Here is a 26,712-nt window from a genome sequence, read left to right as displayed (position 1 = left end):
GGCCATGAAACGCTTTCCCCACGCCCACGCCACCCACCCGCAGTGGCGCATGGCCGCTGCCATGGTGGTGGCGCAGCTGCGCGCCCAGATGGCCCTGCCCGACCACGCGGCCCAACCCTCGCTCGGTCTGCTCTACATCACCGACCACTATGCGCACGAAGCCGAGGCCATCCTCGAGTGCCTCAGTGCCGAACTGCCCGAGGTGACCGACTGGGCCGGCACCGTGGGCGTGGGCGTGTCGGCCAACAACGTCGAGTACTTCGACGAGCCCGCCATGGCGGTGATGCTGTGCGACCTGAGCCCCGATCAATACCGTGTGTTCAGTGGCGTGGCCCCGCTGTCGGTGAGTGGACGCGCCGACGCAAGCGATGGCTTCAGCGCGCACACGGCGCTGGTGCATGCCGATGGCAACACGCCCGAGTTGGCCGAGCTGATCCACGAGATGGCTGACCGCACGGGCAGCGGCTACCTGTTCGGCGGCCTGGCGGGCAGCCGCGGACCCACGGTGCAGTTTGCGCTCGGCAGCACGGGCAACCTCAGCGGCCAGGGCGCGGCCGGTGGCGTGTTTCACGGGGGCCTCAGCGGTGTGGCGTTCTCGCGCGGCGTGGACGTGGTCTCGCGCGTCACGCAGGGCGCGCAGCCGATCGCGCCGCAGCACCTGATCACCGAATCCGAGGGCAACCTCGTGCTGCGTCTGGACGGCGAGCCCGCCCTGGATGTCTTGTTGCGCGAACTGCAGATCTCGCTCGATCACCCCGAGCACGCCATGCCCAGGCTGCGCAGCACGCTGGTGGGCCTGACACGGCCCGAGGCCGACGGCGGGGTGGCGCGCGGCAGCGAAACCGCGCGCCTGCGCGGCGCCTTCGGGCACGAGGTCATCGTGCGCCACCTCATCGGGCTGGATCCCGCGCGCCGCGGCGTGGCCATTGCCGATCTTGCACCCGCGGGCACGCGGCTGGCGTTCTGCGAGCGTCACGTGCAGGCTGCGCGTGCCGATCTCACGCGCGTTTGCGCCGAGGTGCGCGAGGAGCTGGAACCCGAGGAGGTTCTGGTGGGCGCTGGCGAAGGCGATGTGGAGGCCTCGCCGCGGCCAGCGCGCGCCATCGCGGGCGCGGTGTATGTGAGCTGCGCCGGGCGCGGCGGCCCGCACTTCGGGGGGCCGAGCGCGGAATTGCAGATCGTGCGGCACGCGTTGGGTGACGTGCCCCTGGTGGGCTTCTTTGCCGGTGGCGAGATCGCGCACCACCGGCTTTATGGCTACACCGGCGTGCTCACGGTGTTCACGCGGCCGGCCTGATCGGACGGCCGGCCGACCACCACGCTCAGCGTCGCTGGCGCGCTCGCTCGAGCATGCGGCGTGCCTCGTCCGTCGGCATGCCGTAACCGCTGGCAAACGCTTCCAGGTCCTGGCCGCTGGCCTCGAATGCGCGCAGCAACGCGGCCTCGCGGGCGATGCGTGTGCTGGCCTCGTCGAGCGCTGCTTCGGTGATGGCGTTGATGGCCTCGTCGCGTCCACGCACCAGCGCGGCGTAGGCCTCGCGGCCCAGACCACTGCCCTCGAAGGCCCGGACGATGCGCTGCTGCAGTTGCGGCTTCATGTCCTCGGGACTGCGCTGCTGGCGGCGGCGATGGACCTCGACGATCGCGTGGAAGCGTTGATCGGGTGCCACCGGCTCGACCGCCTGACCGTCCAGGCCGCGTCGGGGCTGGCCCGAGGCCAGCACGTTGAGGTAGCGCGTGCTGCGGGTGTGCAGGGCGAGCGCGGCCTTCAGCTCCTCGGCCGACAACGCTTCCCCGTGAGCTGCCATCAGGTCCTCGTATATGCCGCGCTTGAGCGGTCGTGGCTCGTCGCCGAACAGTTCGGGGTGCCATTCGCCCAACTGCACCAGCAAGGGATGGCGGGGGGCAGCCGGGGCGGCCTTGGCTGCGGGACGAGGGCGGCGAGCGGGGCGGGAGGGCCGGGTGGGCTGGTTCATGGATGCGGGGGCGTCTGACGCGAAGGCGCGATCATGCCAGCGTGGCCAGCGGCGGTCCGTTGGCGGCGGTCATGCGTACGTGGCCAATGCCTTGATGAGGGCGTTGGTGTCGACGGGTTTGTGCAGGAGGGGGAAGCCGAGCTCGGAGGCCTCCTGGATGCGCTGCGAAGAGGTGTCGCCGGTGAGCATGAAGGTGGGCACGGCACGCCCGAGGCAGGCATGGACGGCGGCGATGGGGCGTGCGCTACGCCTGAGCATAAATAGGCCCAGGCCACAAGACTGGGGGAGTTGCCGCAGCGCGCGTGTCCGGCCGATCTGGTTGAATTCCTCAAAGTCGGTCTCTAGCAGTTCGGACACTTCGCCGATGCCGATACCGATGCCGAAGACTTGGATCTTCATCAGCGAGCCGCGACGTAGCGCGGGGCGCTGGCGATAAGGTTGGAGCGGATGCAGCACAGCACGGTGGCGTCGGCGCTGACCCAGGCCGATCAGGGCTGCACATGCAGCTGCAGGCCTTTCCTGCTGGCAAACTTGATGAACTCCTGTTGCCAGCTTTTGGAAGTGAGGGTCTAGCGCGCGAGGCTCGATCTGCACCTGTGCGGCCTGGGCGTCTAGATGTAAGACCTTTCGGCGATTCAGCGGCCGAGAGAGACGCAAGAAGCCCATCGCCGCAGGGCGACGAGCCAGATTACGCGCTTTGGACGAAATCAGAAAGGAATGTCGTCGTCCATGTCGTCGAAGCCACTGGACTGGCGGGCTGGCGCCGGGGCGGCTGTCTGCCTTGTAGCCGGTGCAGCCGGTGCAGCCGGTGCGCGCGGGGCGCTGGCGCGCGGGGCGTAACCGCCCCCCGACCCGCCTGTCTCGTCGCCACCGCCCATGCCCTCACGCCGGCCCAGCAACTGCATCTCGGTGGCGATGATGTCGGTGGAGCTCTTCTCGATGCCGTCCTTGTCGGTGTACTTGCGATAGGTCAGGCGGCCCTCCACGTAGATCGGCTGGCCCTTCTTGACGTACTCCCCCGCGATCTCCGCGAGTCGGTCGAAGAAGGTGACCCGGTGCCATTGCGTTTCCTCGATCATCTCGCCGCTGTTCTTGTCCTTGCGGCGGCTGGAGGTGGCCACGCTCACGTTGGCCACGGCCTGGCCCGAGGGCAGATAGCGGATCTCGGGGTCGCGGCCGCAATTGCCGACGAGGATGACTTTGTTGACGGATGCCATGGGGTGTCCTGAGAAAGCAGTCGCGCGCGTGCGCGGGGAATACCGGTCGGCCATTGTGCCGCAAGCTGGCCAGGCGCCCGAACCTGTGCGAGCGCGGTCTTACACTGCCCGTCCATGAAAGGCGAGCCCGATTTCTTCCAGAGCCTGCGCGACGAATTCGGGGGAGGTCGCCAGTGGCTGGACCGCGTGGTTGTGCTGGTGTACGCCGTGCTCGCGGGTTTGGCCGTGGTGGCCCTCACCCTGCTCGCCGATGCCGCCACCGAGGCCTATGGCAGCCTGCGCTCGATGGCTTGGTGGGTGCCGCTGGTCTGGACGCCGGCCATCACGGCCCTGGTGGTCTGGAGCATCCGACGCTGGGCCCCGGGCGCGGGCGGTTCGGGCGTGCCGCAGGTGCTGGTGGCGCTCGACCCCGCCACACCCATTGCCGAGCGGCCGCGCTTTGTCTCGCTCCGGGTCACCGTTGCCAAGATCCTGGCGGTCTCGGGTGCCTTGCTGGCCGGGCTGTCGGTGGGCCGCCAGGGACCATCGGTACAGGTGGCCGCGGGTGTCATGCTGCACGCGCGGCGCTGGCTCTCCCCGGGCTCGGGCATCAGCGATCGGGAGTTGCTCGTTGCGGGCGGCGCGGCCGGCATCGCCGCGGCCTTCAACACGCCGTTGGGGGGGATCGTGTTCGCGATCGAGGAACTCTCACGGCGCCTGACCGAGCGCAGCAGTGGCCTCATGCTCGCCGGCATCGTCATCGCCGGCCTCGTGGCGGTGTCGGCCTTCGGCAACCTGGCGACCTTCGGGCGCGTGCGCACCGATGGCATCTCCTGGTGGACGCTGCTGTTGCCGGGGTTGCTGGTGGCGATCACCTGTGGCCTGGTCGGTGGCCTGCTCTCGCGCCTGATGCTGGCGTCTTTCACCGGTTTGCCGGACCGCTTCTGCGCCTACCGGCGCAAGCGGCCGGTGGCGTTCGCAGCGTTCTGCGGTTTTGCGGTGGGGGTGATTGCGGTCATCAGCGGGGGCAGCGCGGTGGGCGTTGGGCATGAGCACACGCGCGCGTTGCTCGACGGCGGCGAGCTGGGCGAACACCAGCCCTTGGTGTTTACCTTCCTCAAGTTCATCGCCTCGTGGCTGTCGGCCTGGGCTGGCGTGCCTGGAGGCATCTTCGGTCCGAGTCTGTCGCTGGGCGCTGGCGTCGCGGCCGACATCGCGTGGTTGCTCGATTCGCCACACGCCACCGCGCTCATCGCGCTGGGCATGTGCGGCCTGCTGGCGGCCGTCACGCAAGCGCCCATCACCGCCATGATCATCGTCATGGAGATGACCGAAGGTCATGGCATGGTGCTCAGCCTGATTGCCTGTGCGCTGCTCGCCAGCCTGGTCTCGCGCATGATCAGCCGCCCGCTCTACAGCACCATGGCGCAGTTCATGATGCGCTCGTTGCGCGAGCCAACGGTGGAGGGATCAGGCCCGCGTTGATGTCGCGCCCACGGACTTCATGGGCCACGCCACCAGCAGCCAGATCAGCACGAGCGCGGCGCTGAAGACGAAGATGCCCGACGCGCCCCAGACGCTTGCCACCACGCCACCGACAGCGCCGCCGGCGAAGATGCCGAGGGACATCAGCGTGTTGTAGACGCCCAGCGCGGTGCCGCGCTGGTGCGGCGCGGCCAGTCGCGAGACGAGGCTTGGCTGGCTGGCTTCCTGCGTGTTGAAGCCCACGAAATACAGGCACAGCAGCACGCCCAGCGCGGCCAGGCCGGGCGCCTGCAACTGCGTGAGGAATCCCAGCTGCACGAGGCCGATGAGCGCGATCGTGCCCAGGTACACCGCGCGGAAGTGGCCCTGGCGTTCCAGCCTGAACAGCAGTCCGCCCACGATGAGCAGCGAAGCGCCCACCGCCGGCAGGTAGATGTGCCAGTGTTGTGCGGTGTCCAGCCCGGCTTGCAGCAGCAGGGCGGGCACCGACAGCCAGGTCATGATCTGCGCCGCGTGCAGCACGAACACGCCGACATCCACGCGCAGCAACTCGGCGTCGCGCAACACCTCGCCCAGGCGCGCGCGCGGCGCATCGATGTGGCTGCCGGGCTCGGGCGGTACCACCCAGGCCACCACGGCCATGGCCGCCAGCGCGAGCGTGGCGGTGAGCACGAACAGGCCTGAGAGGCCCACATGGGCCACCAGCACCGGCGCTGCCACCAGCGAGAGCGCGAACATGAGCGCGATGCTGATGCCCACCAGCGCCATGGCCTTGGTGCGCACACCGTCGCGCGTGAGATCGGCCAGCAGGGCAGTGACGGCGGCTGAGATGGCGCCCGCCCCTTGGAGCGCACGCCCCACCGCCAGCCACGCCATGCTGGGTGCCCAGGCCGCCACCATGCTGCCAAGCACGAACAGCGCCAGGCCGGCCAGGATCACCGGTTTGCGGCCCAGCCGGTCGGAGGCCATGCCCAGCGGCACCTGCAGCAAGGCCTGCGTGAGGCCGTAGGCGCCCATGGCCAGGCCCACCAGCGCCGGGTCGTCGCCGCCCGGGTAGTGCCGCGCCTGCAAGGCGAATACCGGCAGCACGATGAACAGGCCCAGCATGCGCAGGGCGTACACGGCCGCCAGCGCCAGGCTGGTGCGGCGCTCGACGGCGGTCATGCGCTGCGGCGCGTCGGCCAGGGCCGTGGGGGTGTCGGGGGAGGCGGTGCGCAAGGCGGTGCGGGGGCGTGTTCGGAGGGGGTAGCCGCTTATTGTCGGCCAAGGCGTTGGTCGGCCCGGGGGGCACCGGTGCGCAAGGGGCGCGGGATTATCATGGCGGGTTGCCTTCCACGTGCCGACAGCCTTGAACCAGAACCTGCGGAACAACCTGAGCGCGGACCTGCCCGCCAACGTGCTGCCTGTGCAGGAACCGGATGCGCGCTACCTCGGTGACGCGGTGCGCCAGCGCAGCGCCGTGCTCGCGGTGCGTGGCGCGCGCACGCACAACCTCAAGAACATCGACCTCGACCTGCCCAAGCACAAGCTGGTGGTCATCACCGGCCTGTCGGGTTCGGGCAAATCCAGTCTGGCGTTCGACACGCTCTACGCCGAAGGCCAGCGCCGCTACGTGGAGAGCCTCTCGGCCTACGCGCGCCAGTTCCTGCAACTGATGGACAAGCCCGATGTCGACCTGATCGAGGGTCTGGCGCCGGCCATCGCCATCGAACAGAAGGCCACCAGCCACAACCCGCGCTCCACCGTGGGCACGGTGACCGAGATCCACGACTACCTGCGCCTGCTGTACGCACGCGCCGGCACGCCGCATTGCCCCGACCACGATCTGCCGCTGGCTGCACAAAGCGTGGCGCAGATGGTGGACGCGACACTGGCGCTACCCGAGGGCACGAAGCTCATGATCCTGGCGCCGGTGGCACGCGCGAAGAAGGGCGAGTTCGCCGAACTGTTCGCCGACATGCAGGCCCAGGGCTACGTGCGCTTCCGTGTCGACGGCCAGGTGCTGGAGGCCGATGCCCTGCCCGCGCTGCGCAAGAACGACAAGCACGACATCGATGTCGTGATCGACCGCATCAAGGTGCGCGGTGCCGGCGACGACGATGCCGCCCACCCACAGCGGCAGCGGCTGGCCGAGAGCTTCGAGGCCGCGCTGCGCCTGGCGGACGGGCGCGCCATCGCGCTCGACACCGACAACGGTATCGAACACGCTTTCTCGGCGCGCTTTGCCTGCCCGTTGTGCACTTACACCGTGAGCGAGCTCGAGCCGCGGCTCTTCTCCTTCAACTCGCCCATGGGCGCCTGTGTCACTTGCGATGGCCTGGGCCACACGGAGTTCTTCGACCCGACGCGCATCGTCGCCTTCCCTTCACTCAGCCTGGCCAGCGGTGCCATCAAGGGCTGGGACCGGCGCAACGGCCACTACTTCTCGCTGATCGAAAGCCTGGCGGCGCACCACGGCTTCAACCCCGACACCCCGTGGGAGGATCTGCCCGAAGCGGTGCGCCAGGTGGTGCTCTTCGGCTCGGGGGACGAGGTCATCAAGTTCAGCTATGCGCTCGATGGTGGCGAACGCGCCGGCAAGCGCGTGACCAAGAAGCATCCCTTCGAGGGCGTGGTGCACAACTTCGAGCGCCGTTGGCGCGAGACCGACAGCATCACCGTGCGCGAAGAACTGGCGCGCTACCGCGCCACCCAGCCCTGCCCCGACTGCGGCGGCGCACGCCTGCGGCGCGAGGCCCGCCACGTGTTTGTCGGCGAAGGCGCGCAGCGGCGCGCCATCCACCAGATCGGGCATGTCACCCTGGGCGAGGCGCACGCCTGGTTCGCCGAGCTCGTGATGCCCGGGGCCAAGGGCGAGATCGCCGCGCGCGTGATCCAGGAGATTCGCCAGCGCCTCAAATTCCTCAACGACGTCGGGCTGAACTACCTGAGCCTGGAGCGCAGCGCCGACACGCTCTCGGGCGGCGAGGCGCAGCGCATCCGCCTGGCGAGCCAGATCGGCAGCGGCCTCACCGGCGTGATGTACGTGCTCGACGAGCCCAGCATCGGCCTGCACCAGCGCGACAACGACCGGCTGATCGCCACCCTGCAGCATCTGCGCGACCTCGGCAACACCGTGCTCGTCGTCGAACACGACGAGGACATGATCCGCGCGGCCGATCACATCGTCGACATGGGCCCGGGGGCAGGCGTGCACGGTGGCCGCGTCATGGCACAGGGCAGTTACGCCGACGTGCTGGCCAGCGCCGACTCGCTCACCGGGCAGTACCTGAGCGGCGTGCGCCGCATCGCCGTGCCGGCCAGTCGCACGCCCTGGCAACCACCCGCGGCCCCTGGCGCGCCGGCTGCGCCGGCCAAACCGCGCTTCCCGGGCAGCGCGCGCGGGACGGCCAGTGCGCCCGCCGCCAGCGCACCAAGCGCGGCACTGCGGGTCGTCGGCGCGCGCGGCAACAACCTCAAGCAGGTCACGGTGGACGTGCCGGTGGGTCTGTTCACCTGCGTCACCGGCGTTTCGGGGTCGGGCAAGTCCACGCTGGTCAACGACACGCTCTACGCCGCCGTGGCGCGCACGCTGTATCGCTCGCACGACGAGCCCGCCCCGCACGACACCATCGAAGGCATCGACGGCTTCGACAAGGTCATCAACGTCGACCAGTCGCCGATCGGTCGCACACCGCGCAGCAACCCGGCCACCTACACCGGGCTGTTCACCGGCATCCGCGAACTCATGGCCGAGGTACCCACCGCGCGCGAGCGCGGCTACGGCCCGGGGCGCTTCTCGTTCAACGTCGCCGGTGGCCGCTGCGAGGCCTGCCAGGGCGACGGCGTCGTGAAGGTCGAGATGCATTTCCTGCCCGACGTCTACGTGCCCTGCGAGGTCTGCCATGGCCAGCGCTACAACCGCGAGACGCTGGAAGTCCTCTACAAGGGCCGCAACATCGCGCAGATCCTGGACATGACGGTGGAGCAGGCGCACGCCTTCTTCGGTGCCGTGCCCACCCTGCGGCGCAAGCTGCAGACCTTGCTGGACGTCGGACTGAGCTACATCACGCTCGGCCAGAGTGCCACCACGCTATCCGGTGGCGAGGCCCAGCGCGTCAAGCTCGCGCAGGAACTCAGCAAGCGCGACACCGGGCGAACGCTCTACATCCTCGACGAGCCCACCACCGGCCTGCACTTCGCCGACATCGAGCTGTTGCTCAAGGTGTTGCACCAATTGCGCGACGCAGGCAACACCATCGTCGTCATCGAGCACAACCTGGACGTCATCAAGACCGCCGACTGGGTGATCGACATGGGCCCCGAAGGCGGCGCCGGCGGCGGCACCGTGGTGGCCCAGGGCACGCCCGAGCAGGTGGCCGCGAACCCCGCGAGTCACACCGGGCGCTATCTGGCGCGGCTGCTCTGACTCAGCGCCGGTTGCGGTAGGCGATGCCTGCGGTGGCGCCGTAGGTGGTGGCTGTGGTGGCCAGCGGGCTGCGGCGCACGGCACCCTGCAGCTGGCTCGCGCCCACGCCGGCGTAGGCCACCCAGCGCGCGCTCAGTGCCGAGGTGATGCGCCAGCCGATCGAGACCGTGTCGAAGCCCCCGCCCAGCGCGTAGGCCGGCAACCCGCTGCTGGCCGCGCCCGCGGGCGTGATGCCGTAGTGCGTCTGGCGGTAGGTGCGGTTGGCCCAGCCAGCGCCGAAGGACAGGTCCCAGTGCGTCTGCGAGCTGACCGGGTGGCGATAGACCACGCCGGCGTCGAGCCGCAGACCGCCGTCGCGGCCCAGCAGGTCCTGCGAGGCGCGCAACGAGCCGCTCCAGCGCTCGCTCAACTTGTAGCCCGCGGTGAGGCGCCCGCGAACCGTGGCCCGGATCTTTGGCAGGCCGTCGAAGCGCGGGTCTTTCTCGTCGGCCCAGTCGCGGCCTTCGTCGATGGACAGCGAGGTGTTGAGCGAGAGCCGGTCGCCGCGTGCCAGCACCGTGCTGACGCCGCTGTCCACCGTCTCGCGGCCCTGGTAGAGCAGGGCGCTGGCGCCGGACGTGGCGAAGCGGAAACGCCCGAGCTGGAAGGCCCAGATGCCGCCGGCCCGCACCTTTTGCTCGGAATCGCCGAACGGGTCGCGCGAGGAGCCGACCGACAGGCCGATCAGATAGTCGCGGCTGGCCTCGAGCTGCACGTCATCCGGTCTCGATTCCTGCGCTGCAGCGGCGCAGGTGGCGAGCAGCAGTGCCCCGGCGATGACGCGTGGGCGTCGACTCACCGGGGGCTCACAGGCGGCTCAGGTCGTCGATGGCGTCGATCACCATGCCCGTGCCCACGGCGATGAGCAGGATGTCGGTGGCCACGCGCACGAACTTGTGGCCCTCGGGTGGCAGGCCCAGGCGGATCGAGATGCTGTCGGGCACCGGGTAATAGACCACGTCTTGCGGCAACGGGTAGCCTTTGCGCCATTTCTTGGCCTGCCCGGGCGGCATGCAGCCGTTGTTCTTCTTGGCCAGGCCGGGCGGACAGTTTCCGGCCCGAAACCGCGGCTCGTAGTACTCCACCACCGCGCGACGCTGCGAGTCGCTGAAGTAGCCACCGATCTGCAGGTTGACCGAGATGCTGGTGCGGTCGCCGCCGCCGGAGGAGATCACGCGGTGCGGCTCGTCGTGGCCGCCACCTTTGTGCTTGCCGCCCTTCTCCGCCTTGTGTTCCTGCTTGTCGTGTTTGCCGCCGCCGGCATGGGCGGGTTTTTCGGCCAGCGCGGGCAGGCTGGCCGCCAGCGCCAGCGCGGCGCCGAGAACGAAGGTCTTGCAGGTGATTGTGGGTCGTTTCATGGGGTGTCTCCGTGGTTCACGGGAAGGCGAAATCTTGGTCGAGTGTCGCACCGGCCGCGACCGGCAGCGGACCGACGGACTTGCTCACGCCGCCTGCGGTGGCGCGCACGCTGAACTGCCCGGCTGCCGCATTGTCGGCCGCGAAGCTCAGGCTGGCGCCGGCCGCGTGTTGCGCCACGGGCGGCGCTTCCACCGCGATGCCGGAGTACCCGTACACGCCCGTCGTCGCGTTGACCGGTCGATCCACCAGCGTGATGATGTCGCCCGCCGTGATCGTCTGCCGTACCGCCACCGAAGCTTCGATCGCGCTCGGCACCGGCGTGATCGTCACCTCGCCTGCGAAGCTGGCCGTGGTGGATGCGGGCGGGTCGATTCGCTCCCCTGCGGGTGCGGCGCGCACCAGCTGGCCGCTGAACACCTGCACGTTGCGCACCACGGCGGTGGCCATGCCCGGCGTCACCACCACCAGGGTGTAGGTTCCCGGCTCCACCGGTTGCAGCTTGAAGTTGCCATTGGCATCGGCCACCGTGGCGCGGCGCACGTCGCCGTTCTGCTGCAGCGACACCGAGGCACCGGCGGCTGCCGCGGCCACCGAGACCTCGCCCACGACGCCGGTTTCCACCCGCGGCAGCGTGCGCAGCACGGGTTTGAGCAGGTACTGCCCCGAGTTGCCGGCCATCACCACCGACTTGCAGGCGTCGAAGTCGATCACGACGTCGGTCAGGCCGCCGGTCTGCACGTCCAGGTTGGTGTTGATCTTCAGGCCGGATTGCTGGCCGCTGGGTGTCTTCAGCGGCACCCTCGTGCTTGAACCCGACAGCACGATCCAGTTGCGATCGGCCTGGGCACCCGTGTTCGGTGAGAGCACCAGGCGCAGCTTGGTGTAGTTGCCGGCGGGCACTTGCGTCTGGCCCAGGTCGAGCAGCGCACCGTTGGTGTAGTCGAGCAGATTGATGGTGAGCGGCGGATCGACGGGGATCGACTGCCAGCCCGCGTCATCGTCCGGGGCGTCGTTCTGGTGCACGCGCACCTCGCGCACCGTGACCACGACCTCGCTGTAGCCGCAGGCCGGGTTGTCGGTGAGGGCCACGCGCAAGGTGCCCTCGCCGGCGCTGCCGCCGCCCCCGCCGCAGGCCGCCAGCACGCCCAGCAGTGCGGTCAGCAGCAAGGCCTTGCCTGTGTTGATCAGTCTGTACATGGTTTGTGTCCTTTCCCAACGCCTCGCCGGTGGGCGAGAGCGGCAATTGTTGGTCACGGCAAACGAACCCTCGTTACCAGATGTACGGTATGGTGACCGCTGCTGAAACTCTTGCACCGTTGCGCGTCGCCATGGCCCTGGAAACCGAAATCAAGCTCGCCCTGCACCCGCAGGACTTGCCGCGTCTGCTGGCCCACCCGCTGCTGCAAGGCGGGGGGGGCGCCGAGCCGGCGCGCTTGCTCAACACCTATTTCGACACGCCCGCGCTTGACCTGCGCAACGCGCGCATGGCTGTGCGCGAGCGCCGCGTCGGCACCCGCGTGCTGCTCACGGTCAAGACCGCCGGAACCTCCGTGGGGGGGCTGTCGCGACGCGGTGAGTGGGAAGCTCCGCGGCCGCGGGGCGCACTGCGCTTCGCCCCCTTCGTGGACGACGCCGCGCTCGCGCAGCGGCTGGACGCCTGGGCCCCGCAACTGGTACCTGTGTTCCACACCGATTTCGCACGCCGCACCTGGGTGCTCGCGCACGCTGGCGCGCGCATCGAGGTGGCGCTGGACGAGGGCGAACTGCGCTCGGGCGCGGCGCCGCGCGTGCGCCGCGAGCGCATTCTGGAGGTCGAACTCGAACTGCTTGACGGGCCGCTGGACGCGTTGCTCGACCTCGCACACACGCTGGTGCTCGGCCCGCAAGGCCGCACCGAGCGTGCGCTGCGCCTGTGGCCGGCCCAGCGCAGCAAGGCCGAGCGCGGCTATGCGCTGTTTCGCGGTGAACGGCCGGCGCCGCTGAAGGCCGCCGCGGTCGATCTCACCCCCGGCATGGGCGTGCGCGAGGCCTGCCAGACGGCGTGCCTGGCGGCACTGGCGCACCTGCAGGCCAACACCGAAGGACTGCTGCGCGTGCCGATCGACGCGCGGCACCTGCCCGACCCCGAGTTTGTGCATCAGGCGCGCGTGGCCCTGCGTCGCCTGCGCACCGGTCTGCGCCTGTTCCGCGCCCAATTCGATGCCGCGTGGGTGTCACACTGGTCGGCCGAGTGGAGGGCGCTGGCCAGTGGCCTGGGCGAGGCACGCAACTGGGACGTGTTCGCCACCGAAACCCTGCCCAGTCTGCTGCCCGAGAGCGATGCACGGCCCGAGGCACGCGCGCTGCGCGACTGGGTGCATGGGCAGCGTTTGCGGGCCAATCAACATGCCGTGGCACGGCTGGCAGCGCCCTCGCATGCACTGGTGCTGCTGGCCTTCACGCGCTCGCTGCTGGCACTGCCCGCGCGGCGTGGCGTGGATGACCTGACGGCGTGGGCGCACGCGCAATTGCGCGAAGGCCATGCGCGGCTGCGCGATCAGGCGCGCGAGGCGCGCCGCCTGGGCCCCGACGGGCGACACGAGTTGCGGCTGGTGCTCAAGAAGCTGCGCTACACGCAGGAGTTCCTCTCCAGTCTGCTGCCGCCCAAACGCGTGGCACGCAGCACCGCCACGCTGGCCGAGGCGCAGACGCTGCTCGGCGAGCTCAACGACCTTAGCACCGCGCAGACCTTGCTCTCGCAGGTGCCGCCCACGGTGGCTCCCGCGTTGGTGGCGCAGTGGCAGCATGGTCTGCAGGCGCAGCTCGATGCGGGATTGCTGGCCCTGCCGGCGATGGAGACGGCGCTGGCGCGGGCACCCACGCCCTGGCGCTGAGACAGCGCGCGCTCAGCCCTTGTTCAACGTGCGGTGCCGCGGGCGGCGACGCGGTCGCGCCAGGCCTGCACGGCCGGCAGGCCGGCCTCGGCAGGCTTGAGCTTGAGCAGCCGCGCAAACTCCACGGTACAGAACGCGGTGATGTCTGCGATGGTGAAGCGCTCGCCCGCCACCCAGGGCTGGGTCTGCAACCGGGCTTCCAGCCAGCGCATCGATTCCATCGCCTTGACCTGCTGGGAAGCGCCGAAGTCGGGGAATTGCGGTTGTTCCAGCACCGCCAGGCCCGGGTGCTGGTGGCGGATCGCCTGCGCCAGCGGCAGCGTCAGGCACCACTCCACCTGGCGGTCGATCATCTCGATGAAGGCGCGCTCGTCGCCGTCGCGTCCCATCAGGTTCGGTTCGGGGTAGCGTCCTTCGAGCCATGTACAGATGGCGCGCGATTCGCCCAGGATGCGCCCGTCGTCGAGTTCGAGCACGGGAATGCGCGCCATCGGGCCGCGTGAGAGCGCCGGGTGCCGGTGGTGCTCGTGGGCGTTGATGTCCACCAGCACCTCCTCGATGCCGGTGATGGCCTTCTCGGCAATGAACATCTGCACGCGGCGCGGGTTGGGCGCACGCTCGGACACATAGAGCTTCATCGGGTATCGCCTTTCAGGCTCTGGCCGGTTTCCATCAGCTTGCGCGCGTCCACCGCGAAGCGCTGGGCGGCGGCATCGCCGTCGCGCGTGAGGTCGATCTTCGACGGCGGGGCTTCGATGCCGCGTTGCGCCGCGGGCCGCGCGCGGATCGCATCGCGCCAACGCTTGAGGTGCGGCAGGTCGTCGATGTCCACGCCCGACCATCGGTGCGTACGTACCCAGGCCCAGTTGGCGATGTCGGCGATCGAATAGTCGCCCGCGAGGTACTCGTGGTCCTTCAAGTGGCCGTCGAGCACGCGGAACAGGCGCTTGGTCTCGCCCTGGTATCGCTCGATGGCGGCCGGGATCTTTTCGGGGAAGTAGCGAAAGAACACGTTCGCCTGCCCCATCATCGGGCCGATGCCGCCCATCTGGAACATCAGCCACTGCAGCACGCGCGAGCGGCCCTTTGCGTCGGTGGGCATCAGTCGGCCGGTCTTTTCGGCCAGGTAGATCAGGCAGGCACCCGATTCGAACACCGCGAAGTCGTCGGCCTCGCGGTCCACGATGGCGGGAATGCGGCCGTTGGGGTTGATGGCGAGAAATTCCGGGCGCTTCTGCTCGCCCGCGGTGAGGTCAAGCACCTGCAGCGTGTAGGGCAGGCCCAGTTCCTCGAGCGCGATCGAGACCTTGTGTCCGTTGGGCGTGGCGGCGGTGTAGAGATCGATCATGGGCGCATGCTAGTGCGCCCGCGCGATCGGCCGTGTCGCGTGCGCGGCGGCCTGGTACCGCCGGCGCTCAGGCCATGAAGCCCAGGTCCACCGGGTAGTCGGTGCCGCCGAAGTTGTTGATGTACGGCAGGATCTGCCCGAGCTCGCCGGCCGAGACACCGAACCAGCGCGCCAGCGTGGCCGCGTACTGGTCGACTGAGGTGCTGGGCAGCAGGCGGCCCTGGCCCACGTGCCACTGGTCGAAGGCGTCGGTGGTGCTGTTGGTCACGCTCACCGGGGGTGCCTTGCCGTAGAAACGCCCGCCGCGCACCGCGCCACCCACCATCAAGTGGTGCGAACCCCAGCCGTGGTCGGAGCCGTCGCCGTTGGAGGTGAGCGTGCGGCCGAAGTCGGACGCGGTGAACGCGGTCACCTGGTTGGCCACACCGAGTTGCACCGTGGCGTCGTAGAACGCAGTGAGCGCGCTGCTCAACTGGTTCATCAGGTTGGCCTGGCCGTTGATGAGGTTGTCGTGCAGGTCGTAGCCGCCCATGGACACGAAGAACACCTGGCGCTTGGAGCCCAGCACGTTGCGCGCCGCGATCAGGCGCGCCACCAGACGCAACTGGTTGGCCAGCCCATTGTTGGCGGGGAAGGCGTTGAATGGTGCGTTGGTGGCAGGAAACTGCGTGAGTGCGTTGGTGAGCGCGCCTTCGGTGCTGTAGGCCCGCGCGGTCACCAGGTTGTATTCGTTCTCCAGGCTGTGCGAGCGGGTCTGCAGCGCGAGTTGCAGCATCGCCGCGCGCACCGCGGCCGAACCGTACACGTTGTTGTTGAGGCTGTTGATGCGCACCGCGCCGTTGCTGCTGACCTGGTAGCTCAATGCCTGGTCGCCCGAGAGGAACACCGTGTTGCCGGCCACCGAAATGCAGGTGAGCACGTTGTTGGTGTTGGAGGAGCGGGCCAGATCCCCGATGTGCCCGCCCCAGCCGGTGGTGGTGCCCTCGGCGGCCGATGTCATCCAGACCGACTGCTGGTCGTTGTGGGAGAACAGCTTGGGCGGGCGCGGGAAGTTGCTGCTGTTGAGGTTGTACTGCTGGCGCGTGAGTGGCACCACCAGCGGCCCCACGTTGAGTTGCACCGCCGCCGCCCCCCCATTGAACAGGCCGGCCAGTCCGGTCATGGACGGGTGCAGCGCGTACTGCTTGCCATCGGGCAGGGCCACCGACGGGTTGAGCACGGTGGCCGCGAGGTCGTTGCGCGCGATGGCGATGCCGCCGCGGATGGCGGCGTACTGGCCGTGGCTGGTGCTGTCGTAATTGATGACGGTGTTGGCGTAGTCGTTGCCGCCGAACAGGAACACGCACACCAGCGCCTTGTAGTCGGTGGCATCGAAAGCCGCAGCCTCGCCGATGGCGGCAAGGTTGAGAGCGGTGGGCAGGGCCGCCCCGGTGAAGGCGAGCTGGCCGGCGCGTCGCAGGAAGGCGCGGCGCGTGTGTTTCGCGGGGTCGATCAGATACATGTTTCGTCCCTCACTTCTGGATCAGGTACTCGGGGCAACCCATCACCATCAGGATGGCGGCCCAGACCCGGCGGTTGCGTGCGGTGGCGTCACTCGACGCGTTGAGCGGCGTGGCCTCGAGCGCGTTGACCATCACTGCGCGCGTGGCCGGTGAAATCTGTCCGGCGGTCAGCACCAGGCTGAGGTGATCGACCAGGCGCCCTGCATCCAGCGCCAGCGACAGCTCGTACGCGTAGTTCGCGCGCACGTCGTAGGCGGGGTTGTTCCAGGCCGCTTCGGGTACCGAGGGGTTGGGGCACTGGATGCCGCGTTCGATCGCGCCCTGCATGAAGTTCAGGTAGCCGCCCACGCTGCTCTCGTTGACGATCTGGAATTCGGGAGCGGTGGCGTCGGCAGCGGCCATGGCGGTGCCGGGTGGTACGTAGCCGGGACGGAAGAAGTTGAACACCGAAGGCGCGCGCAACGGACTCTGGCCCAGTTGCGTGCCGGGGTTGCTCAAATCGAAGATCTTCCAGCTGCCCGCGGCCGAGGTGACCGAGAAAGTGCGCGCCCACTGAATGAAGCGCAGCATGGGTTCGCGCAGCTTGCCGTGGCTGGTGCTGGCCAGTGAGGCTGCGCCGCGCGCCTCGTCGTCGAGCAGGATCGCCACCCACACGGTCTGCAGGTCGCCGCGTACCCCGTTGCCGTTGTCGTTGAACTTGCGCGCCACGCGCTCCACGTAGGCCGGGCTCGGGTTGCTTGTCACCAGGCGCTGGATCATCTGGCGCGCGAAGAACGGGCCCACGTTGGGGTGGTTGAACAACGTGTCCATCGCGATGCGCAGGGCGTCGCGCCCCGGTGTGCCCGCCGGCACCACGGCACCCAGGAAGCGCGCCTCCAGCGTGGAGTGGCGGCTCTCGCGCAGGCTCATGGGTTTGCGCGCGAACGCATTGGACTCGATGGTCCAGCTCGCGCCCGGGGGCGTGATGCGCACGCCATCAGAGGTGTCGAAATCCCAACCGGTGAAGACGCGCGCGAGGTTGGTCACATCGTCTTGCGTGTAGCTCTCCACCAGACGACCGCCGCTCATGCGCGGCGTGCCGTCGATGTTGAGGTCGACCAGGCCGATGGTGAACAGTTGCATCACCTCCCGCGCGTAGTTTTCATCGGGCACACGGCCGGTGGCGGGGTTCTCCTTCTGGTTGCCCTTGGTGTTGAGGAACCAGCCCATCGCCGGGTGCAGGGTCACGTCCTCCAGCAACTGGCGGAAGTTGCCGAAGGCGTTGCGCACCAGCATGTCCCACCACGAGGCGTAGGCGTGGCTGCGCCAGGTGAACTCGGCCGAGGTCATGGAACTCACGAACATCTCGGAGAGCGCCAGCGCACAGCGCTTGCGCATCATGTCCGGCCCGCTGAGCAGTTGCGACCAGATCATGAAGTCGGCCGGATACGTGTTGAAGTAGTAGCTGTGGCTGTTGTTGGCGCCATAGCCGCGCGCTTCGAGCCAGTTCCAGCCGCTGGAGCGCAGCGGCGTCTGGAACTGGCGCGCCAGCCACATGGGGTAGCCCTCACCGCGCAATGCGGCGATCTCGGTCCGGGTGGATGAGAACTGCGCCTGCTGCAGGAAGCGCGCGGCTTCGGTGTCGTTGGCAGGCGCCAGGTTGCTGTAACCCGCGGTGGAGAAGGTCACCACCGGCACGATGGCCGGCTCTTCGGGTTCACTGCTGGCCGCACCACCACCACCGCCACCCCCGCAGGCGGCGAGTGCTGCGGTTGCCGCGACGGCCGCTGAGGCGGCGGCGCCCGGCCAACGCTGCGCCTCGGGCTCGTCGGGCGCCTGCGCAGGCGCGTGGGTGGGTGTGCGGGTTTCGTTGTCCGCCGGAGCGAGCGCCGGCAACGCTTCTCGTTCCTTCGCCATGACCAACCTCCAGTTGAATGGAGCGCGAGTCTAGGAAGGCGTGAAGCGAGCGTGATGGCGGGTTGCGAGCCGTTACAGATGCTTGTCGCGGCGCCGCCGCAGCCGCCGGACGGCTTACCGCTGGGGGGTATCGAAAAAACCGCTGGTCGTTCAGTGGCTGCGCGCAGCGTGCAATTCCGCACGCGTGCGCTCGGCAGCGGTGCGCGCAGCCGCCGCGAAATCCGCACCCGACGATGCATACAGGATGGCGCGTGACGAGTTGACGATGATCGGTCCGGTGATCGCATCGCCCTGCGTGCGCAAACCGGCGCGCACGGTGGCGGTGGCGTCACCGCCCTGTGCGCCCACGCCGGGGATCAACAGCGGCAAGCTGGGTGCGAGCACACGCACGCGCTCGATTTCGTTGGGGTAGGTGGCGCCCACCACCAGGCCGAGCTGGCCATTGAGGTTCCAGGGGCCTTGCGCCAGCCGCGCCACGTGTTCGTAAAGCAGGGGCTGGCCTTCCACCGAGGCCAGTCGTTGCGCCTGCAGGTCGTCGCCCCCGGGGTTGGAGGTGCGGCACAGCAGGAAAGCGCCCTTGCCGTGGTGTCTGAGGTAGGGCTGCACCGAGTCGAACCCCATGAAGGGCGAGAGCGTCACCGCGTCGGCGCCGTAGCGCTCGAAGGCTTCGATCGCGTACTGCTCGGCCGTGCTGCCGATGTCGCCACGCTTGGCGTCCAGGATGACGGGCACCTTGGGGGCGTTGCGCTGGATGTGCGCGATCAGGCGTTCGAGCTGGTCTTCGGCGCGGTGTGCGGCGAAGTAGGCGATTTGCGGCTTGAAGGCACACGCAAGATCGGCGGTGGCGTCGACGATGGCGGCGCAGAAATCGTAGATGCGCGTGGCGTCGTTCTTCAGGTGGGCGGGGAACTTCGCCGGGTCCGGATCGAGCCCCACGCACAGCAGGCTGTTGTGATCGCGCGTGGCGGCCAGCAGTTGTTCGGTGAAGGTCATGCCCCGATTCTAGGTGGGGGTCTGTGCCCGCCGCGCCCGCCGGGCACCGCGGGCCGCTACCATGCCCGCCCATGCATGCCATCTCCCGCCAGCACCTGGTGCTGCTTGTCGCACTCACCCTGGTCTGGGGGATCAACTGGCCCATCATGAAGGCCGGGATCATGGGTTACCAGCCGCTCAGCTTTCGGGTGCTGAGCATGTGGATCGGTCTGCCGGTGCTCGCACTGGTGCTGGTGTGGCGGCGCGTACCGTTTCGCATCGCACGCGAGCACTGGGCCGCGCTTGGCTGGCTCACTGTCTTCAACATGCTGTTCTGGCACACCCTGGCGGTGATCGCGATCCAATCGCTGTCCAGCGGGCGCGCGGCCATCCTGGGCTACACCATGCCGGTGTTCTCGGCCATTGTGGGCGCCCTCTGGTTCCACCAGCGCCTGCCGCTGCGCGCCTGGGGCGGCGTGGGCGCCGCGGCGCTGGGCGTGGTGCTGCTGCTGTGGCACGAGTTCGTGCGCCTGTCGGGCGCGCCGCAGGGTGTGGCCATGATGCTGCTGGCCGCCGCCATGTGGGCCGTGGGCACGCAGATGATGCGCCGGACCACGCTGCCGTACGCCACGCTCACCCTGTGCTTCTGGATGACGGTGCTGGCCACGGTGTGGATGAGCGGGCTTGCCTTCGCCTTCGAGCGCCACGCCTGGGGCACCTTGCCGTCGCCCGGGGTCTGGGCCGCCATCATCTACAACGCACTGGGCGTGTTCGCGTTCGCGCAGGTGGCCTGGCTCATCCTCGCGCGCGATCTGCCGCCCATCGCGTCCACCCTGAGCGTGATGATGATTCCGGTGCTGGGCGTTTTCAGTGGCGCGTGGTGGCTGGGCGAGGTGCTGCACTGGCAGGACTGGGCGGCCGTGGCCCTGATCATGCTGGCCATCGCGTCGGTGCTCTGGCCGGCGAAGGACCGGACCCCGCCGATCGTCTCGCCGGACAAACCCTGAGCACGCCTCACTGATCCATCGCCAGACACAGATCGGCCCAGGCCTTGGCCTTGTCGATCGGGGTGCGCAGCAGGTAGGCAGGGTGGTAGGTCACGATCACCGGCACGCCTTCATAGCGGTGCACCCGCCCGCGCAGGCGGCCGATGGGCTCGGTGGTTTTGAGCAGCGATTGCACCGCGAAGCGGCCCATGGCGATGATGAGCTTCGGCCGCACCAGCGCCACCTGGCGCGCCAGGTAGGGCTCGCACTGCAGCACCTCCTCGGGCGCCGGGTTGCGGTTGGCCGGTGGGCGGCACTTGAGCACGTTGGCGATGTAAGCGCTGCGCCCGGCCTCTTCGTTGCTGCGCGCGCGGCCGCAGGCGCGCAGCATGGCGTCGAGCAACTGGCCCGCGGCGCCCACGAAGGGTTCGCCCTGGCGATCCTCCTGCTCCCCCGGGGCCTCGCCGATGATCATCCAGTCGGCCTGTGTGTGGCCCACGCCGAAGACGGTGTTGCGGCGCGAAGCGCACAGGCCGCAGGCCTGGCAAGCGGCCACGGCCTCGCGCAGCGCGGGCCAGTCCAGGGTGGCGATATCAGCACGGTCAGGGCGTTCGTGAGCCGGGGCGCGGGCCGGTCCCTGAGCCGGCGCAGGCGCGGGAGCACGCATTGGCGTGCTGGCCGGTGTGCTGATCGGTTCGCTGATCGGTTCGCGGCTCAGGGCCGCTGTCGTTGGCGCTGCTGTTGGTCGCGCGGATGCGCCCTCGGGCAGCGGCACCGGCGCGCTCACGACGGCGGCTGGCACGTCTGCGGCCACGGTGGCGCGGGCCTTCGGCGCCCACACCTTCACGCCCATCTCGGCCAGCATGGCGCGCTGGCGGGCGTCGAGCTGGCGCACCCAGTCTTCGCTCATGTGGCCGCCCGCTCGTCCAGGCGCAGGCTCATCACGATCGCGTCTTCGCGCTGCAGCGTGGTGAGCGGGTAGTAGCCGCGCCGCACACCCACGGCCTGAAAGCCGCAGCGCTCGTACAGGCGCCGCGCGGGCGCGTTGCTCTCTCGCACCTCCAGCCACAGCGTGTGCGCGCCCTGGCCGCGCGACCACAGCGCCAGCGCCTGCAGCATGAAGCGCGCCCAGCCCTGGCGCTGGTGCACCGGCGAGACCGTGATGTTGAGCAGGTGCACCTCCTCCACGCCATGCATGGCCACGAAATAGCCCATCAGCCAACGGCCGTCGGCGCGCGGCGGGTGTGGGTGTTCGCCGGGCAGCGCCTCGCCCAGCAGCATCACCGCGGGGTAGCCTGCCTGCAGCGAATCGCGCAAGTGCTTGCGCGTCCAGGGGTGGCCATAGGCGCTGGTTTCCACCGCGTGCACCGCGTCGAGATCGGCCTCGCTCATGGGCTCGAAGGCGATGGGGCGATCAATGGCGCCCGCCGGCGCTGGCCCGGCCTCGGTGGGCGCGGGCCACAGGCCGCTTGCCCAGGTGGGCAGGGTGGTGCTCACCACGCAACCCCCGCGTGTCGCGTGCCGGCGTGAGCAGAAGCGGCCTGCCGCGCGTTGCTCATGCTGCCGCCTCGCGTTCGGCGGTGGTGCGGGCCACTTTGTCGCGCACGTACAGCGGCAAGGCATCGCGCGCGTCCACCGCCTGGCCCATGGCCAGCAGGGCAGGCGCCAGGCGCAGCAGCGCGTCGGCCGTGGGCAGGGCGTTGCAGCGCACGTTCGGCAAGGCCGCCAGCGCCGGGTACACACCAAAGGCGTTGCCCGCAAGCACCGTGTCGGGCCCCAGGTCGTTCGCGGCCAGCCAGCCGGCCAGATCGCCGGGGGCGCACAGGCGCGGCGGCGCGCGCTCGAGCAGGCCTTGCGGCGTGAGGGCGTAGAGCGCCACGTAGAGCTCGTCCATGCGCGCGTCGAGCAGCGCGGCGATGTGGCGCGGAGCGGCCTGTCCCTCGGTGGTCAGCCCGTCGCGCGCGTCTTCGGCCAGTGCCAGCAGCGTGTCCACCGGCAGCACCGGCAGGCCCTTCGGGTGGCGCGTGCTGCGCGTGCCATAGGCCAGGCCCTGGGCCACGGCGCAGGCGGTGCGCAGTCCCGTGAAGGAGCCCGGCCCGCGGCCGAAGGCGATGGCGTCGAGATCGGCCAGCTGCCAGCCGGCGGCGCCCAGCAGCGCCTGCACCTGGGGTAGCAGCGTGATCGACGCCTGCGCGCCGCCGGGCCCGCGGTAGCGCTGCACGGGCGCGCGCTGCCCGCCTTCGCCGAGCGCAAGCGACAGCGTGTCGGTGCTGGTCTCGATGGCGAGAAATCGCGGGTTATCGGGCATCGGCGCATTATCCCCGGCCGATAATCCGCCTCGTGATCCGTCGCCGTTTGCTCCCTGCTGCGTTGGGCCTGTTCGCGGCCCTGGCCCTGCCCGCCTGTGCCCAGGGCCCATCGCGCGAGCCGCTGCCCGCCCCGGTGCTGGCCGCTCTGCAGCGCGCGCAGGTACCGGTGTCGGATTTCTCGGCGGTGGTGGCGCCGCTGGACGCGGCCGAGGCACGGCTGCGCCACCGCTCGGGCGCGCTGGTGAACCCGGCCTCGGTGATGAAACTCGTCACCAGCTACGCCGCGCTGGACCTGCTGGGCCCCGAGCACACCTGGCGCACAAGCTTCTACACCGACGGTGTCATCGACGGCGGCGCACTGCGTGGCAACCTCTACATCCGCGGTGGTGGCGACCCCAAGTTCGTGCTCGAACGCATCCAGGATGCCTTCTACGCGCTGCACGACCAGGGTGCCCAGGTCGTGCTGGGCGATCTGGTGCTCGATCACAGCGCCTTCGACTTGCCGCCCAGCGACCCGGGCGCCTTCGACGGCGAGGCGCTGCGACCCTACAACGCGTCGCCCGACGCGCTGCTGGTGAACTTCAAGTCGGTCATCCTCAAGTTCGTGCCCGACCCGGCGGTCGGCGTGGCCCGCGTGGTCAGCGAACCACCGATGGCGGGCATGCAGATCGACGCCAGTGTGCCGCTCACCAACGGCCCGTGCGGCGACTGGCGTGGTGCGCTGCGCGCGCGCTTCGACGACCCGGCGCGCATCTTCTTCGAAGGGCGTTACCCCGCACGCTGTGGCGAGGGTCAGTGGCCCGTCGCCTACCAGGACCCGTCCAGCTACGCGGCCCGTGCACTCGAAGGCCTGTGGCGCAGCACCGGCGGCGCGCTCACCGGCCGCGTGCGCGAAGGCCTGGTGCCGCCCACCGCCACGCTGCTGTTCGAGGCTTCCTCACTGCCGCTGTCGGAGATCCTGCTCGACGTGAACCAGTGGAGCAACAACGTGATGGCGCAGCAGGTGTTCCTCACCCTGGGCCAGTTGTCGCCACAGGCCACGCCACTGGCCGGCAGCGGGCCGCTGCCCTTGCCGCGCGGCAACTTCGAGCGCTCGCGCAGCGCCGTGCAGGCCTGGTGGAAGCGGACCTTCGGGCCGTCGGTGCCCGCGCCGGTGCTCGACAACGGCTCCGGGCTGTCGCGCGACGAGCGCATCACGCCCGAGGCGTTGGCCCTGCTGTTGCGCCATGCTGCGCGTCACCCCAAGGCCGAGGCTTTCGTGGGTTCATTGGCGGTGGCCGGTGTGAACGGCACCGCCCGGCGCTATGCGGCCAGCGAGCGCAGCCCGGTCTACGGCAATGCCCTGCTCAAGACCGGCACGCTGCGCGACGTGAGTGGCGTGGCCGGCTACGTGAACGCGGTCAATGGCACGCGCTACGTGGTGGTGGCGTTCGTGAACCACCCGAACGCACCTGCCGCACGCACGGCGCTGGAAGCGCTGGTGGAGTGGACGGCACGATTGCCGGACTGACGACTCCCCCCTGCGCCGCTGCGCGCGCGGGGGCCTCACTTCAAGCCGCGGCGCGGTTGAGGCGGTCGCGCACACCGTCCCATTCGGGGCCCTCGGGCGGCGTCTCCACCCAGATCAGGCGCACGCCGGTGGCGTCGAGCTCGCGCAGCACCGCAAACAGCTCCTGCGCGGTGGCCGCGGCGTCGTCGGGCATGCGCCGCCTGGGCGTGCCGCGCGCGGCCTCGATGGGAGTGCGCGTGTACAGCGCAATGTGCTTCGCGTCATTGCCCAGCACCTGCATCGCCGCGCGCAGCTGCTTCGCGTCCATCAGCCGCACCTTCGCGCGTGGCGCGTAGTGCGATTCGAGCGTGCCCGAGGCGCGTGGCGCGGCGCCGCCGATGTCGCGCCCCCACACCGGCTCGCCCGCAGCGGCCTCGAGCTGCGCGGGCGTGAGCACGCCCGGGCGCAGCAGCACGGGGTGGCCGCGCGTGCAATCGACGATGGCCGATTCGATGCCGACCGCGCAGGCGCCACCGTCAAGGATGAGCAGCGCGTCATCGCCCAGTGCGGCGAATTCCTCGGCCACGTGCGCGGCGGTGGTCGGGCTCACGCGCCCGAAGCGGTTGGCGCTGGGTGCGGCCACGCCGCGCACGCCTTGCGCGGCTGCGGCACGCAGCACCGCCTGCGCCACCGGGTGGGCTGGGCAGCGCAGGCCGACGGAGTTCTGCCCGCCCGCGGCCACCGCGGCCACGTCGGCGCGGCGCGGCAGGATCAGCGTGAGCGGGCCGGGCCAGAAGGCGGCGATGAGCCGCTCGGCAAATGCGGGCACGGCGCTGGCGAAGGCATCGATCGCCTGGCGCGGCGCGTCGGGCGCCACGTGCACGATCAACGGGTGGTCGGCCGGGCGCCCCTTGGCCTCGAAGATGGCGCGCACGGCGGTGGCGTTCTCGGCGTCGGCGGCCAGGCCGTAGACCGTCTCGGTGGGCAGGCCCACCAGGCCACCCCGGGCCAGCCGCTGCGCCGCCTGTTCAATGGCGGTGGCGTCGCGCGCGTCCAGCAACAAGGCCATGCCGGCCTCAGGCGTCGAGCCCGGGCAGGCCCAGCAGGGCCAGCACCCGCGCCGCCGTTTCGCGCACTGCAGTCACCGACGGGCCGGTGATGTTGAGGTGGCCCATCTTGCGGCCTGCTCGTGCGCCGAGCTTGCCGTACAGGTGCAGGTGCGTGCCCGGCAGGGCCAGCACCTCAGCCCAGGGCGGGCTCACCGGCTGCTCGCTGGCTTGCGCGCGCACGCCGTTCGGGGCAAACCACAGATCGCCCAGCAGGTTGACCATGATCGCGGGGCTGTGCTGCACCGGCGAGCGCAGCGGCAGGCCCGCGAGCGCGCGCACCTGCGATTCAAACTGCGACACGTCGCACGCGTTTTGCGTGTAGTGGCCGCTGTTGTGCGGGCGCGGCGCCATCTCGTTGACCACGAGGTCAAGGCCGCCGCGGCCGTCGTCCACCAGGAAGTACTCCACGCAGAGCACACCCACGTAGTTCATCTGGTGTGCGATGGCCTCGGTGGCGGCCTGCGCGCGGCGCGCCAGCGTGGCCTCGATGGCGCCCTCATACACCTCGGTGAGCGCGAGGATGCCGTCGCGGTGCGTGTTCTTCTGCACCGGGTAGCTCACGCACTGGCCATCGGCGCCACGCGCCACGATCACCGAGCATTCGGCGCGCAGCGGCATGAGCTTCTCGAGCACGCAGGGCACGCGGCCCAGCCGCTCCCACGCCGCAGCGAGTTCGGCGCGGTCCTTCACGCGCACCTGGCCCTTGCCGTCGTAGCCCATGCGCGCGGTCTTCAGGATGCCGGGCAGCAGGTCGGCGGGTGCCGCCGCCAGCAGCTCGGCCGTGTCGATGGTGGCGTAGGGTGCGGGTTGCACGCCGCTGGTGGGTGCGCTCTGAACGAAGTGGGCTTTCTCCTTCACGCGGTCCTGCGCGATCGCGACGCAGGCCGACGAGGGGGCCACCGGCCGGTGCGCGCCGAGCGTGAACAGGGCCCCGGCGGGCACGTTCTCGAACTCGGTGGTGATGGCGTCGCAGCGCTGCATGAGCTGCGCCAGGCCGTCCTGGTCGTCGTACGGAGTCTGGATGTGGTAGTGGCTCAGCAGGCCCGCCGGGCTGGCGGGATCGGGGTCGAGCACGGCGGTGAAATAGCCCAGCGCCTGCGCGGCCTGCACGAACATGCGGCCGAGCTGGCCGCCGCCCATCACGCCCAGGGTGATCTGCTGGCCGGTGGCCGAGGTGCTGCCGGGCAGCAGGGGAGACAAGGGTTTCATGGGGTGGGCGGCAGCGTCATGGCGCGTGCGGCGGCGGTTTGGTCGGCGCGGAAGGCTTCCAGCTTCGCGCGCAGCGCGGCGTTCTGGTTGGCGAGCATGGCCACCGCGAACAACGCGGCGTTGGCCGCGCCTGCGGCGCCGATGGCAAAGGTGGCCACCGGCACGCCCTTGGGCATCTGCACGATGCTGTGCAGCGAATCGACGCCGCTCAGGTGCTTGCTGGCCACCGGAACGCCGAGCACCGGCACCACCGTCTTGGCCGCCAGCATGCCCGGCAGGTGGGCCGCGCCGCCCGCGCCCGCGATGATGGCTTTCAGGCCTCGCCCGGCGGCGGCTTCTGCGTAGGCGAACATGTCGTCGGGCATGCGGTGCGCCGAGACCACGCGCGCCTCGTGCGCAACGCCGAACTGCTCAAGGATCTGCACGGCGTGCTGCATGGTGTCCCAGTCACTGCTGGAACCCATGACCACGCCCACGTGGATGGGGTTCATGGGGATCGGCTTTCGGCCCGCGGGGCCTCCGGTAAAGTCGCGATTTTACGTTTCGCCCCCCCACG

Annotated in this window: 24 protein-coding genes; 6 read left to right on the top strand and 18 right to left on the bottom strand. The window is 69.9% G+C overall.

Annotation, left to right across the window (positions count from 1 at the left end; genetic code table 11):
• Positions 1-4: 4 nt before the first annotated feature.
• Positions 5-1,297: an FIST signal transduction protein gene (locus M3149_RS05170; RefSeq protein WP_251708260.1), complete on the top strand. Its 1,293-nt coding sequence runs from the start codon at positions 5-7 to the stop codon at positions 1,295-1,297.
• A 25-nt stretch (positions 1,298-1,322) separates the two neighbouring features.
• Here the strand turns inward: M3149_RS05170 and M3149_RS05165 are convergent, their stop codons facing one another.
• From M3149_RS05165 to ssb, 3 genes are all read right to left on the bottom strand, one after another.
• The gene (locus M3149_RS05165; protein ID WP_251708259.1) at positions 1,323-1,976 is read right to left on the bottom strand and encodes a ProQ/FinO family protein; all 654 of its coding nucleotides are present in this window, start codon (positions 1,974-1,976) and stop codon (positions 1,323-1,325) included.
• Positions 1,977-2,045: 69 nt separating this feature from the next.
• A complete protein-coding gene (locus tag M3149_RS05160; protein ID WP_251708258.1) occupies positions 2,046-2,375 on the bottom strand; it encodes a hypothetical protein in 330 nt (109 codons plus the stop codon).
• A gap of 308 nt (positions 2,376-2,683) precedes the next feature.
• Positions 2,684-3,193, bottom strand: a complete 510-nt coding sequence (gene ssb / locus M3149_RS05155; RefSeq protein WP_251708257.1) for a single-stranded DNA-binding protein — start codon at positions 3,191-3,193, stop codon at positions 2,684-2,686.
• Between the two features lie 114 nt (positions 3,194-3,307).
• Between ssb and M3149_RS05150 the strand changes: the two genes are divergently transcribed.
• Positions 3,308-4,657 (top strand): chloride channel protein, encoded by a 1,350-nt coding sequence (locus M3149_RS05150; RefSeq protein WP_251708256.1) that lies wholly within the window; start codon positions 3,308-3,310, stop codon positions 4,655-4,657.
• Here the strand turns inward: M3149_RS05150 and M3149_RS05145 are convergent.
• Positions 4,643-5,821 carry an MFS transporter gene (locus M3149_RS05145; RefSeq protein WP_251708379.1) on the bottom strand — a complete coding sequence of 393 codons (1,179 nt, stop codon included), beginning with the start codon at positions 5,819-5,821 and terminating at the stop codon, positions 4,643-4,645. The genes M3149_RS05150 and M3149_RS05145 overlap by 15 nt on opposite strands.
• A 277-nt stretch (positions 5,822-6,098) precedes the next feature.
• On the opposite strand from M3149_RS05145, the gene uvrA reads away from it, so the two are divergent.
• Positions 6,099-9,065 (top strand): excinuclease ABC subunit UvrA, encoded by a 2,967-nt coding sequence (gene uvrA, locus M3149_RS05140; protein ID WP_251708378.1) that lies wholly within the window; start codon positions 6,099-6,101, stop codon positions 9,063-9,065.
• A gap of 1 nt (position 9,066) precedes the next feature.
• On the opposite strand, the gene M3149_RS05135 is transcribed toward uvrA, so the two are convergent.
• Genes M3149_RS05135 through M3149_RS05125 form a run of 3 tightly spaced genes read right to left on the bottom strand, consistent with a single transcriptional unit; the run spans position 9,067 to position 11,660 of the window.
• Positions 9,067-9,903 carry a MipA/OmpV family protein gene (locus M3149_RS05135; RefSeq protein ID WP_251708255.1) on the bottom strand — a complete coding sequence of 279 codons (837 nt, stop codon included), beginning with the start codon at positions 9,901-9,903 and terminating at the stop codon, positions 9,067-9,069.
• A gap of 7 nt (positions 9,904-9,910) precedes the next feature.
• Entirely contained in the window at positions 9,911-10,462 is a 552-nt protein-coding gene (locus tag M3149_RS05130; protein WP_251708254.1) for a DUF1236 domain-containing protein, read from the bottom strand.
• 16 nt (positions 10,463-10,478) lie between these two features.
• Positions 10,479-11,660, bottom strand: a complete 1,182-nt coding sequence (locus M3149_RS05125; RefSeq protein ID WP_251708253.1) for a DUF4382 domain-containing protein — start codon at positions 11,658-11,660, stop codon at positions 10,479-10,481.
• A gap of 131 nt (positions 11,661-11,791) precedes the next feature.
• Between M3149_RS05125 and M3149_RS05120 the strand changes: the two genes are divergently transcribed.
• Complete coding sequence (locus tag M3149_RS05120) at positions 11,792-13,336, top strand: CYTH and CHAD domain-containing protein (RefSeq protein WP_251708252.1); 1,545 nt, start codon at positions 11,792-11,794, stop codon at positions 13,334-13,336.
• Positions 13,337-13,359: 23 nt separating this feature from the next.
• Here M3149_RS05120 and M3149_RS05115 read toward each other — a convergent pair whose 3' ends face one another.
• From M3149_RS05115 to pyrF, 5 genes are all read right to left on the bottom strand, one after another.
• Positions 13,360-13,974 carry a glutathione S-transferase family protein gene (locus M3149_RS05115; RefSeq protein ID WP_251708251.1) on the bottom strand — a complete coding sequence of 205 codons (615 nt, stop codon included), beginning with the start codon at positions 13,972-13,974 and terminating at the stop codon, positions 13,360-13,362.
• On the bottom strand, positions 13,971-14,684 hold the full coding sequence (locus M3149_RS05110; RefSeq protein ID WP_251708250.1) for a glutathione S-transferase family protein: 714 nt from the start codon (positions 14,682-14,684) through the stop codon (positions 13,971-13,973). The genes M3149_RS05115 and M3149_RS05110 overlap by 4 nt, the downstream gene beginning before the upstream one ends.
• A 67-nt stretch (positions 14,685-14,751) precedes the next feature.
• Entirely contained in the window at positions 14,752-16,185 is a 1,434-nt protein-coding gene (locus M3149_RS05105) for a DUF1501 domain-containing protein (protein ID WP_251708249.1), read from the bottom strand.
• 10 nt (positions 16,186-16,195) lie between these two features.
• Positions 16,196-18,082, bottom strand: coding sequence for a DUF1800 domain-containing protein (locus M3149_RS05100; RefSeq protein ID WP_251708248.1), 1,887 nt, complete (start codon positions 18,080-18,082; stop codon positions 16,196-16,198).
• A gap of 150 nt (positions 18,083-18,232) precedes the next feature.
• The gene (pyrF, locus tag M3149_RS05095; RefSeq protein WP_251708247.1) at positions 18,233-19,075 is read right to left on the bottom strand and encodes an orotidine-5'-phosphate decarboxylase; all 843 of its coding nucleotides are present in this window, start codon (positions 19,073-19,075) and stop codon (positions 18,233-18,235) included.
• Positions 19,076-19,146: 71 nt separating this feature from the next.
• Between pyrF and M3149_RS05090 the strand changes: the two genes are divergently transcribed.
• Positions 19,147-20,061: a DMT family transporter gene (locus M3149_RS05090; RefSeq protein ID WP_251708246.1), complete on the top strand. Its 915-nt coding sequence runs from the start codon at positions 19,147-19,149 to the stop codon at positions 20,059-20,061.
• A gap of 7 nt (positions 20,062-20,068) precedes the next feature.
• Here the strand turns inward: M3149_RS05090 and M3149_RS05085 are convergent, their stop codons facing one another.
• The 3 genes from M3149_RS05085 to tsaB all read right to left on the bottom strand — a co-directional run bounded on the left by M3149_RS05085 (position 20,069) and on the right by tsaB (position 22,348).
• Positions 20,069-20,950 carry a uracil-DNA glycosylase gene (locus M3149_RS05085; protein ID WP_251708245.1) on the bottom strand — a complete coding sequence of 294 codons (882 nt, stop codon included), beginning with the start codon at positions 20,948-20,950 and terminating at the stop codon, positions 20,069-20,071.
• Positions 20,947-21,432 (bottom strand): ribosomal protein S18-alanine N-acetyltransferase, encoded by a 486-nt coding sequence (gene rimI, locus M3149_RS05080; protein ID WP_285886562.1) that lies wholly within the window; start codon positions 21,430-21,432, stop codon positions 20,947-20,949. Before rimI ends, M3149_RS05085 begins: the two co-directional genes overlap by 4 nt.
• Positions 21,433-21,595: 163 nt before the next feature.
• Complete coding sequence (tsaB, locus tag M3149_RS05075; RefSeq protein WP_251708243.1) at positions 21,596-22,348, bottom strand: tRNA (adenosine(37)-N6)-threonylcarbamoyltransferase complex dimerization subunit type 1 TsaB; 753 nt, start codon at positions 22,346-22,348, stop codon at positions 21,596-21,598.
• Positions 22,349-22,380: 32 nt separating this feature from the next.
• On the opposite strand from tsaB, the gene dacB reads away from it, so the two are divergent.
• Positions 22,381-23,859, top strand: coding sequence for a D-alanyl-D-alanine carboxypeptidase/D-alanyl-D-alanine endopeptidase (gene dacB, locus M3149_RS05070; RefSeq protein WP_353056801.1), 1,479 nt, complete (start codon positions 22,381-22,383; stop codon positions 23,857-23,859).
• A 40-nt stretch (positions 23,860-23,899) separates the two neighbouring features.
• On the opposite strand, the gene M3149_RS05065 is transcribed toward dacB, so the two are convergent.
• From M3149_RS05065 to purE, 3 genes are read right to left on the bottom strand one after another with little or no spacing between them, the layout of a single operon-like run.
• Positions 23,900-24,901 carry an L-threonylcarbamoyladenylate synthase gene (locus tag M3149_RS05065; RefSeq protein WP_251708376.1) on the bottom strand — a complete coding sequence of 334 codons (1,002 nt, stop codon included), beginning with the start codon at positions 24,899-24,901 and terminating at the stop codon, positions 23,900-23,902.
• Positions 24,902-24,914: 13 nt separating this feature from the next.
• On the bottom strand, positions 24,915-26,156 hold the full coding sequence (locus M3149_RS05060) for a 5-(carboxyamino)imidazole ribonucleotide synthase (protein WP_251708242.1): 1,242 nt from the start codon (positions 26,154-26,156) through the stop codon (positions 24,915-24,917).
• The gene (purE, locus tag M3149_RS05055; RefSeq protein WP_251708241.1) at positions 26,153-26,647 is read right to left on the bottom strand and encodes a 5-(carboxyamino)imidazole ribonucleotide mutase; all 495 of its coding nucleotides are present in this window, start codon (positions 26,645-26,647) and stop codon (positions 26,153-26,155) included. The genes M3149_RS05060 and purE overlap by 4 nt, the downstream gene beginning before the upstream one ends.
• Positions 26,648-26,712: the final 65 nt, after the last annotated feature.

The sequence above is a fragment of the Hydrogenophaga intermedia genome, from assembly GCF_023715105.1.
Lineage (GTDB): Bacteria > Pseudomonadota > Gammaproteobacteria > Burkholderiales > Burkholderiaceae_C > Hydrogenophaga > Hydrogenophaga intermedia_A.
This window is presented reverse-complemented; position numbering and strand designations above follow the sequence as displayed.

What these genes read in the sequence shown, in the direction of transcription:
- M3149_RS05170 (WP_251708260.1), top strand. Translation starts at nt 5, where the DNA reads ATGAAACGCTTTCCCCACGCCCACGCCACCCACCCGCAGTGGCGCATG.
- M3149_RS05165 (WP_251708259.1), bottom strand. Translation starts at nt 1,976, where the DNA reads ATGAACCAGCCCACCCGGCCCTCCCGCCCCGCTCGCCGCCCTCGTCCC.
- M3149_RS05160 (WP_251708258.1), bottom strand. Translation starts at nt 2,375, where the DNA reads ATGAAGATCCAAGTCTTCGGCATCGGTATCGGCATCGGCGAAGTGTCC.
- ssb (WP_251708257.1), bottom strand. Translation starts at nt 3,193, where the DNA reads ATGGCATCCGTCAACAAAGTCATCCTCGTCGGCAATTGCGGCCGCGAC.
- M3149_RS05150 (WP_251708256.1), top strand. Translation starts at nt 3,308, where the DNA reads ATGAAAGGCGAGCCCGATTTCTTCCAGAGCCTGCGCGACGAATTCGGG.
- M3149_RS05145 (WP_251708379.1), bottom strand. Translation starts at nt 5,821, where the DNA reads ATGACCGCCGTCGAGCGCCGCACCAGCCTGGCGCTGGCGGCCGTGTAC.
- M3149_RS05130 (WP_251708254.1), bottom strand. Translation starts at nt 10,462, where the DNA reads ATGAAACGACCCACAATCACCTGCAAGACCTTCGTTCTCGGCGCCGCG.
- M3149_RS05125 (WP_251708253.1), bottom strand. Translation starts at nt 11,660, where the DNA reads ATGTACAGACTGATCAACACAGGCAAGGCCTTGCTGCTGACCGCACTG.
- M3149_RS05120 (WP_251708252.1), top strand. Translation starts at nt 11,792, where the DNA reads ATGGCCCTGGAAACCGAAATCAAGCTCGCCCTGCACCCGCAGGACTTG.
- M3149_RS05115 (WP_251708251.1), bottom strand. Translation starts at nt 13,974, where the DNA reads ATGAAGCTCTATGTGTCCGAGCGTGCGCCCAACCCGCGCCGCGTGCAG.
- M3149_RS05110 (WP_251708250.1), bottom strand. Translation starts at nt 14,684, where the DNA reads ATGATCGATCTCTACACCGCCGCCACGCCCAACGGACACAAGGTCTCG.
- M3149_RS05105 (WP_251708249.1), bottom strand. Translation starts at nt 16,185, where the DNA reads ATGTATCTGATCGACCCCGCGAAACACACGCGCCGCGCCTTCCTGCGA.
- M3149_RS05100 (WP_251708248.1), bottom strand. Translation starts at nt 18,082, where the DNA reads ATGGCGAAGGAACGAGAAGCGTTGCCGGCGCTCGCTCCGGCGGACAAC.
- pyrF (WP_251708247.1), bottom strand. Translation starts at nt 19,075, where the DNA reads ATGACCTTCACCGAACAACTGCTGGCCGCCACGCGCGATCACAACAGC.
- M3149_RS05090 (WP_251708246.1), top strand. Translation starts at nt 19,147, where the DNA reads ATGCATGCCATCTCCCGCCAGCACCTGGTGCTGCTTGTCGCACTCACC.
- M3149_RS05085 (WP_251708245.1), bottom strand. Translation starts at nt 20,950, where the DNA reads ATGAGCGAAGACTGGGTGCGCCAGCTCGACGCCCGCCAGCGCGCCATG.
- rimI (WP_285886562.1), bottom strand. Translation starts at nt 21,432, where the DNA reads ATGAGCGAGGCCGATCTCGACGCGGTGCACGCGGTGGAAACCAGCGCC.
- tsaB (WP_251708243.1), bottom strand. Translation starts at nt 22,348, where the DNA reads ATGCCCGATAACCCGCGATTTCTCGCCATCGAGACCAGCACCGACACG.
- M3149_RS05060 (WP_251708242.1), bottom strand. Translation starts at nt 26,156, where the DNA reads ATGAAACCCTTGTCTCCCCTGCTGCCCGGCAGCACCTCGGCCACCGGC.
- purE (WP_251708241.1), bottom strand. Translation starts at nt 26,647, where the DNA reads ATGAACCCCATCCACGTGGGCGTGGTCATGGGTTCCAGCAGTGACTGG.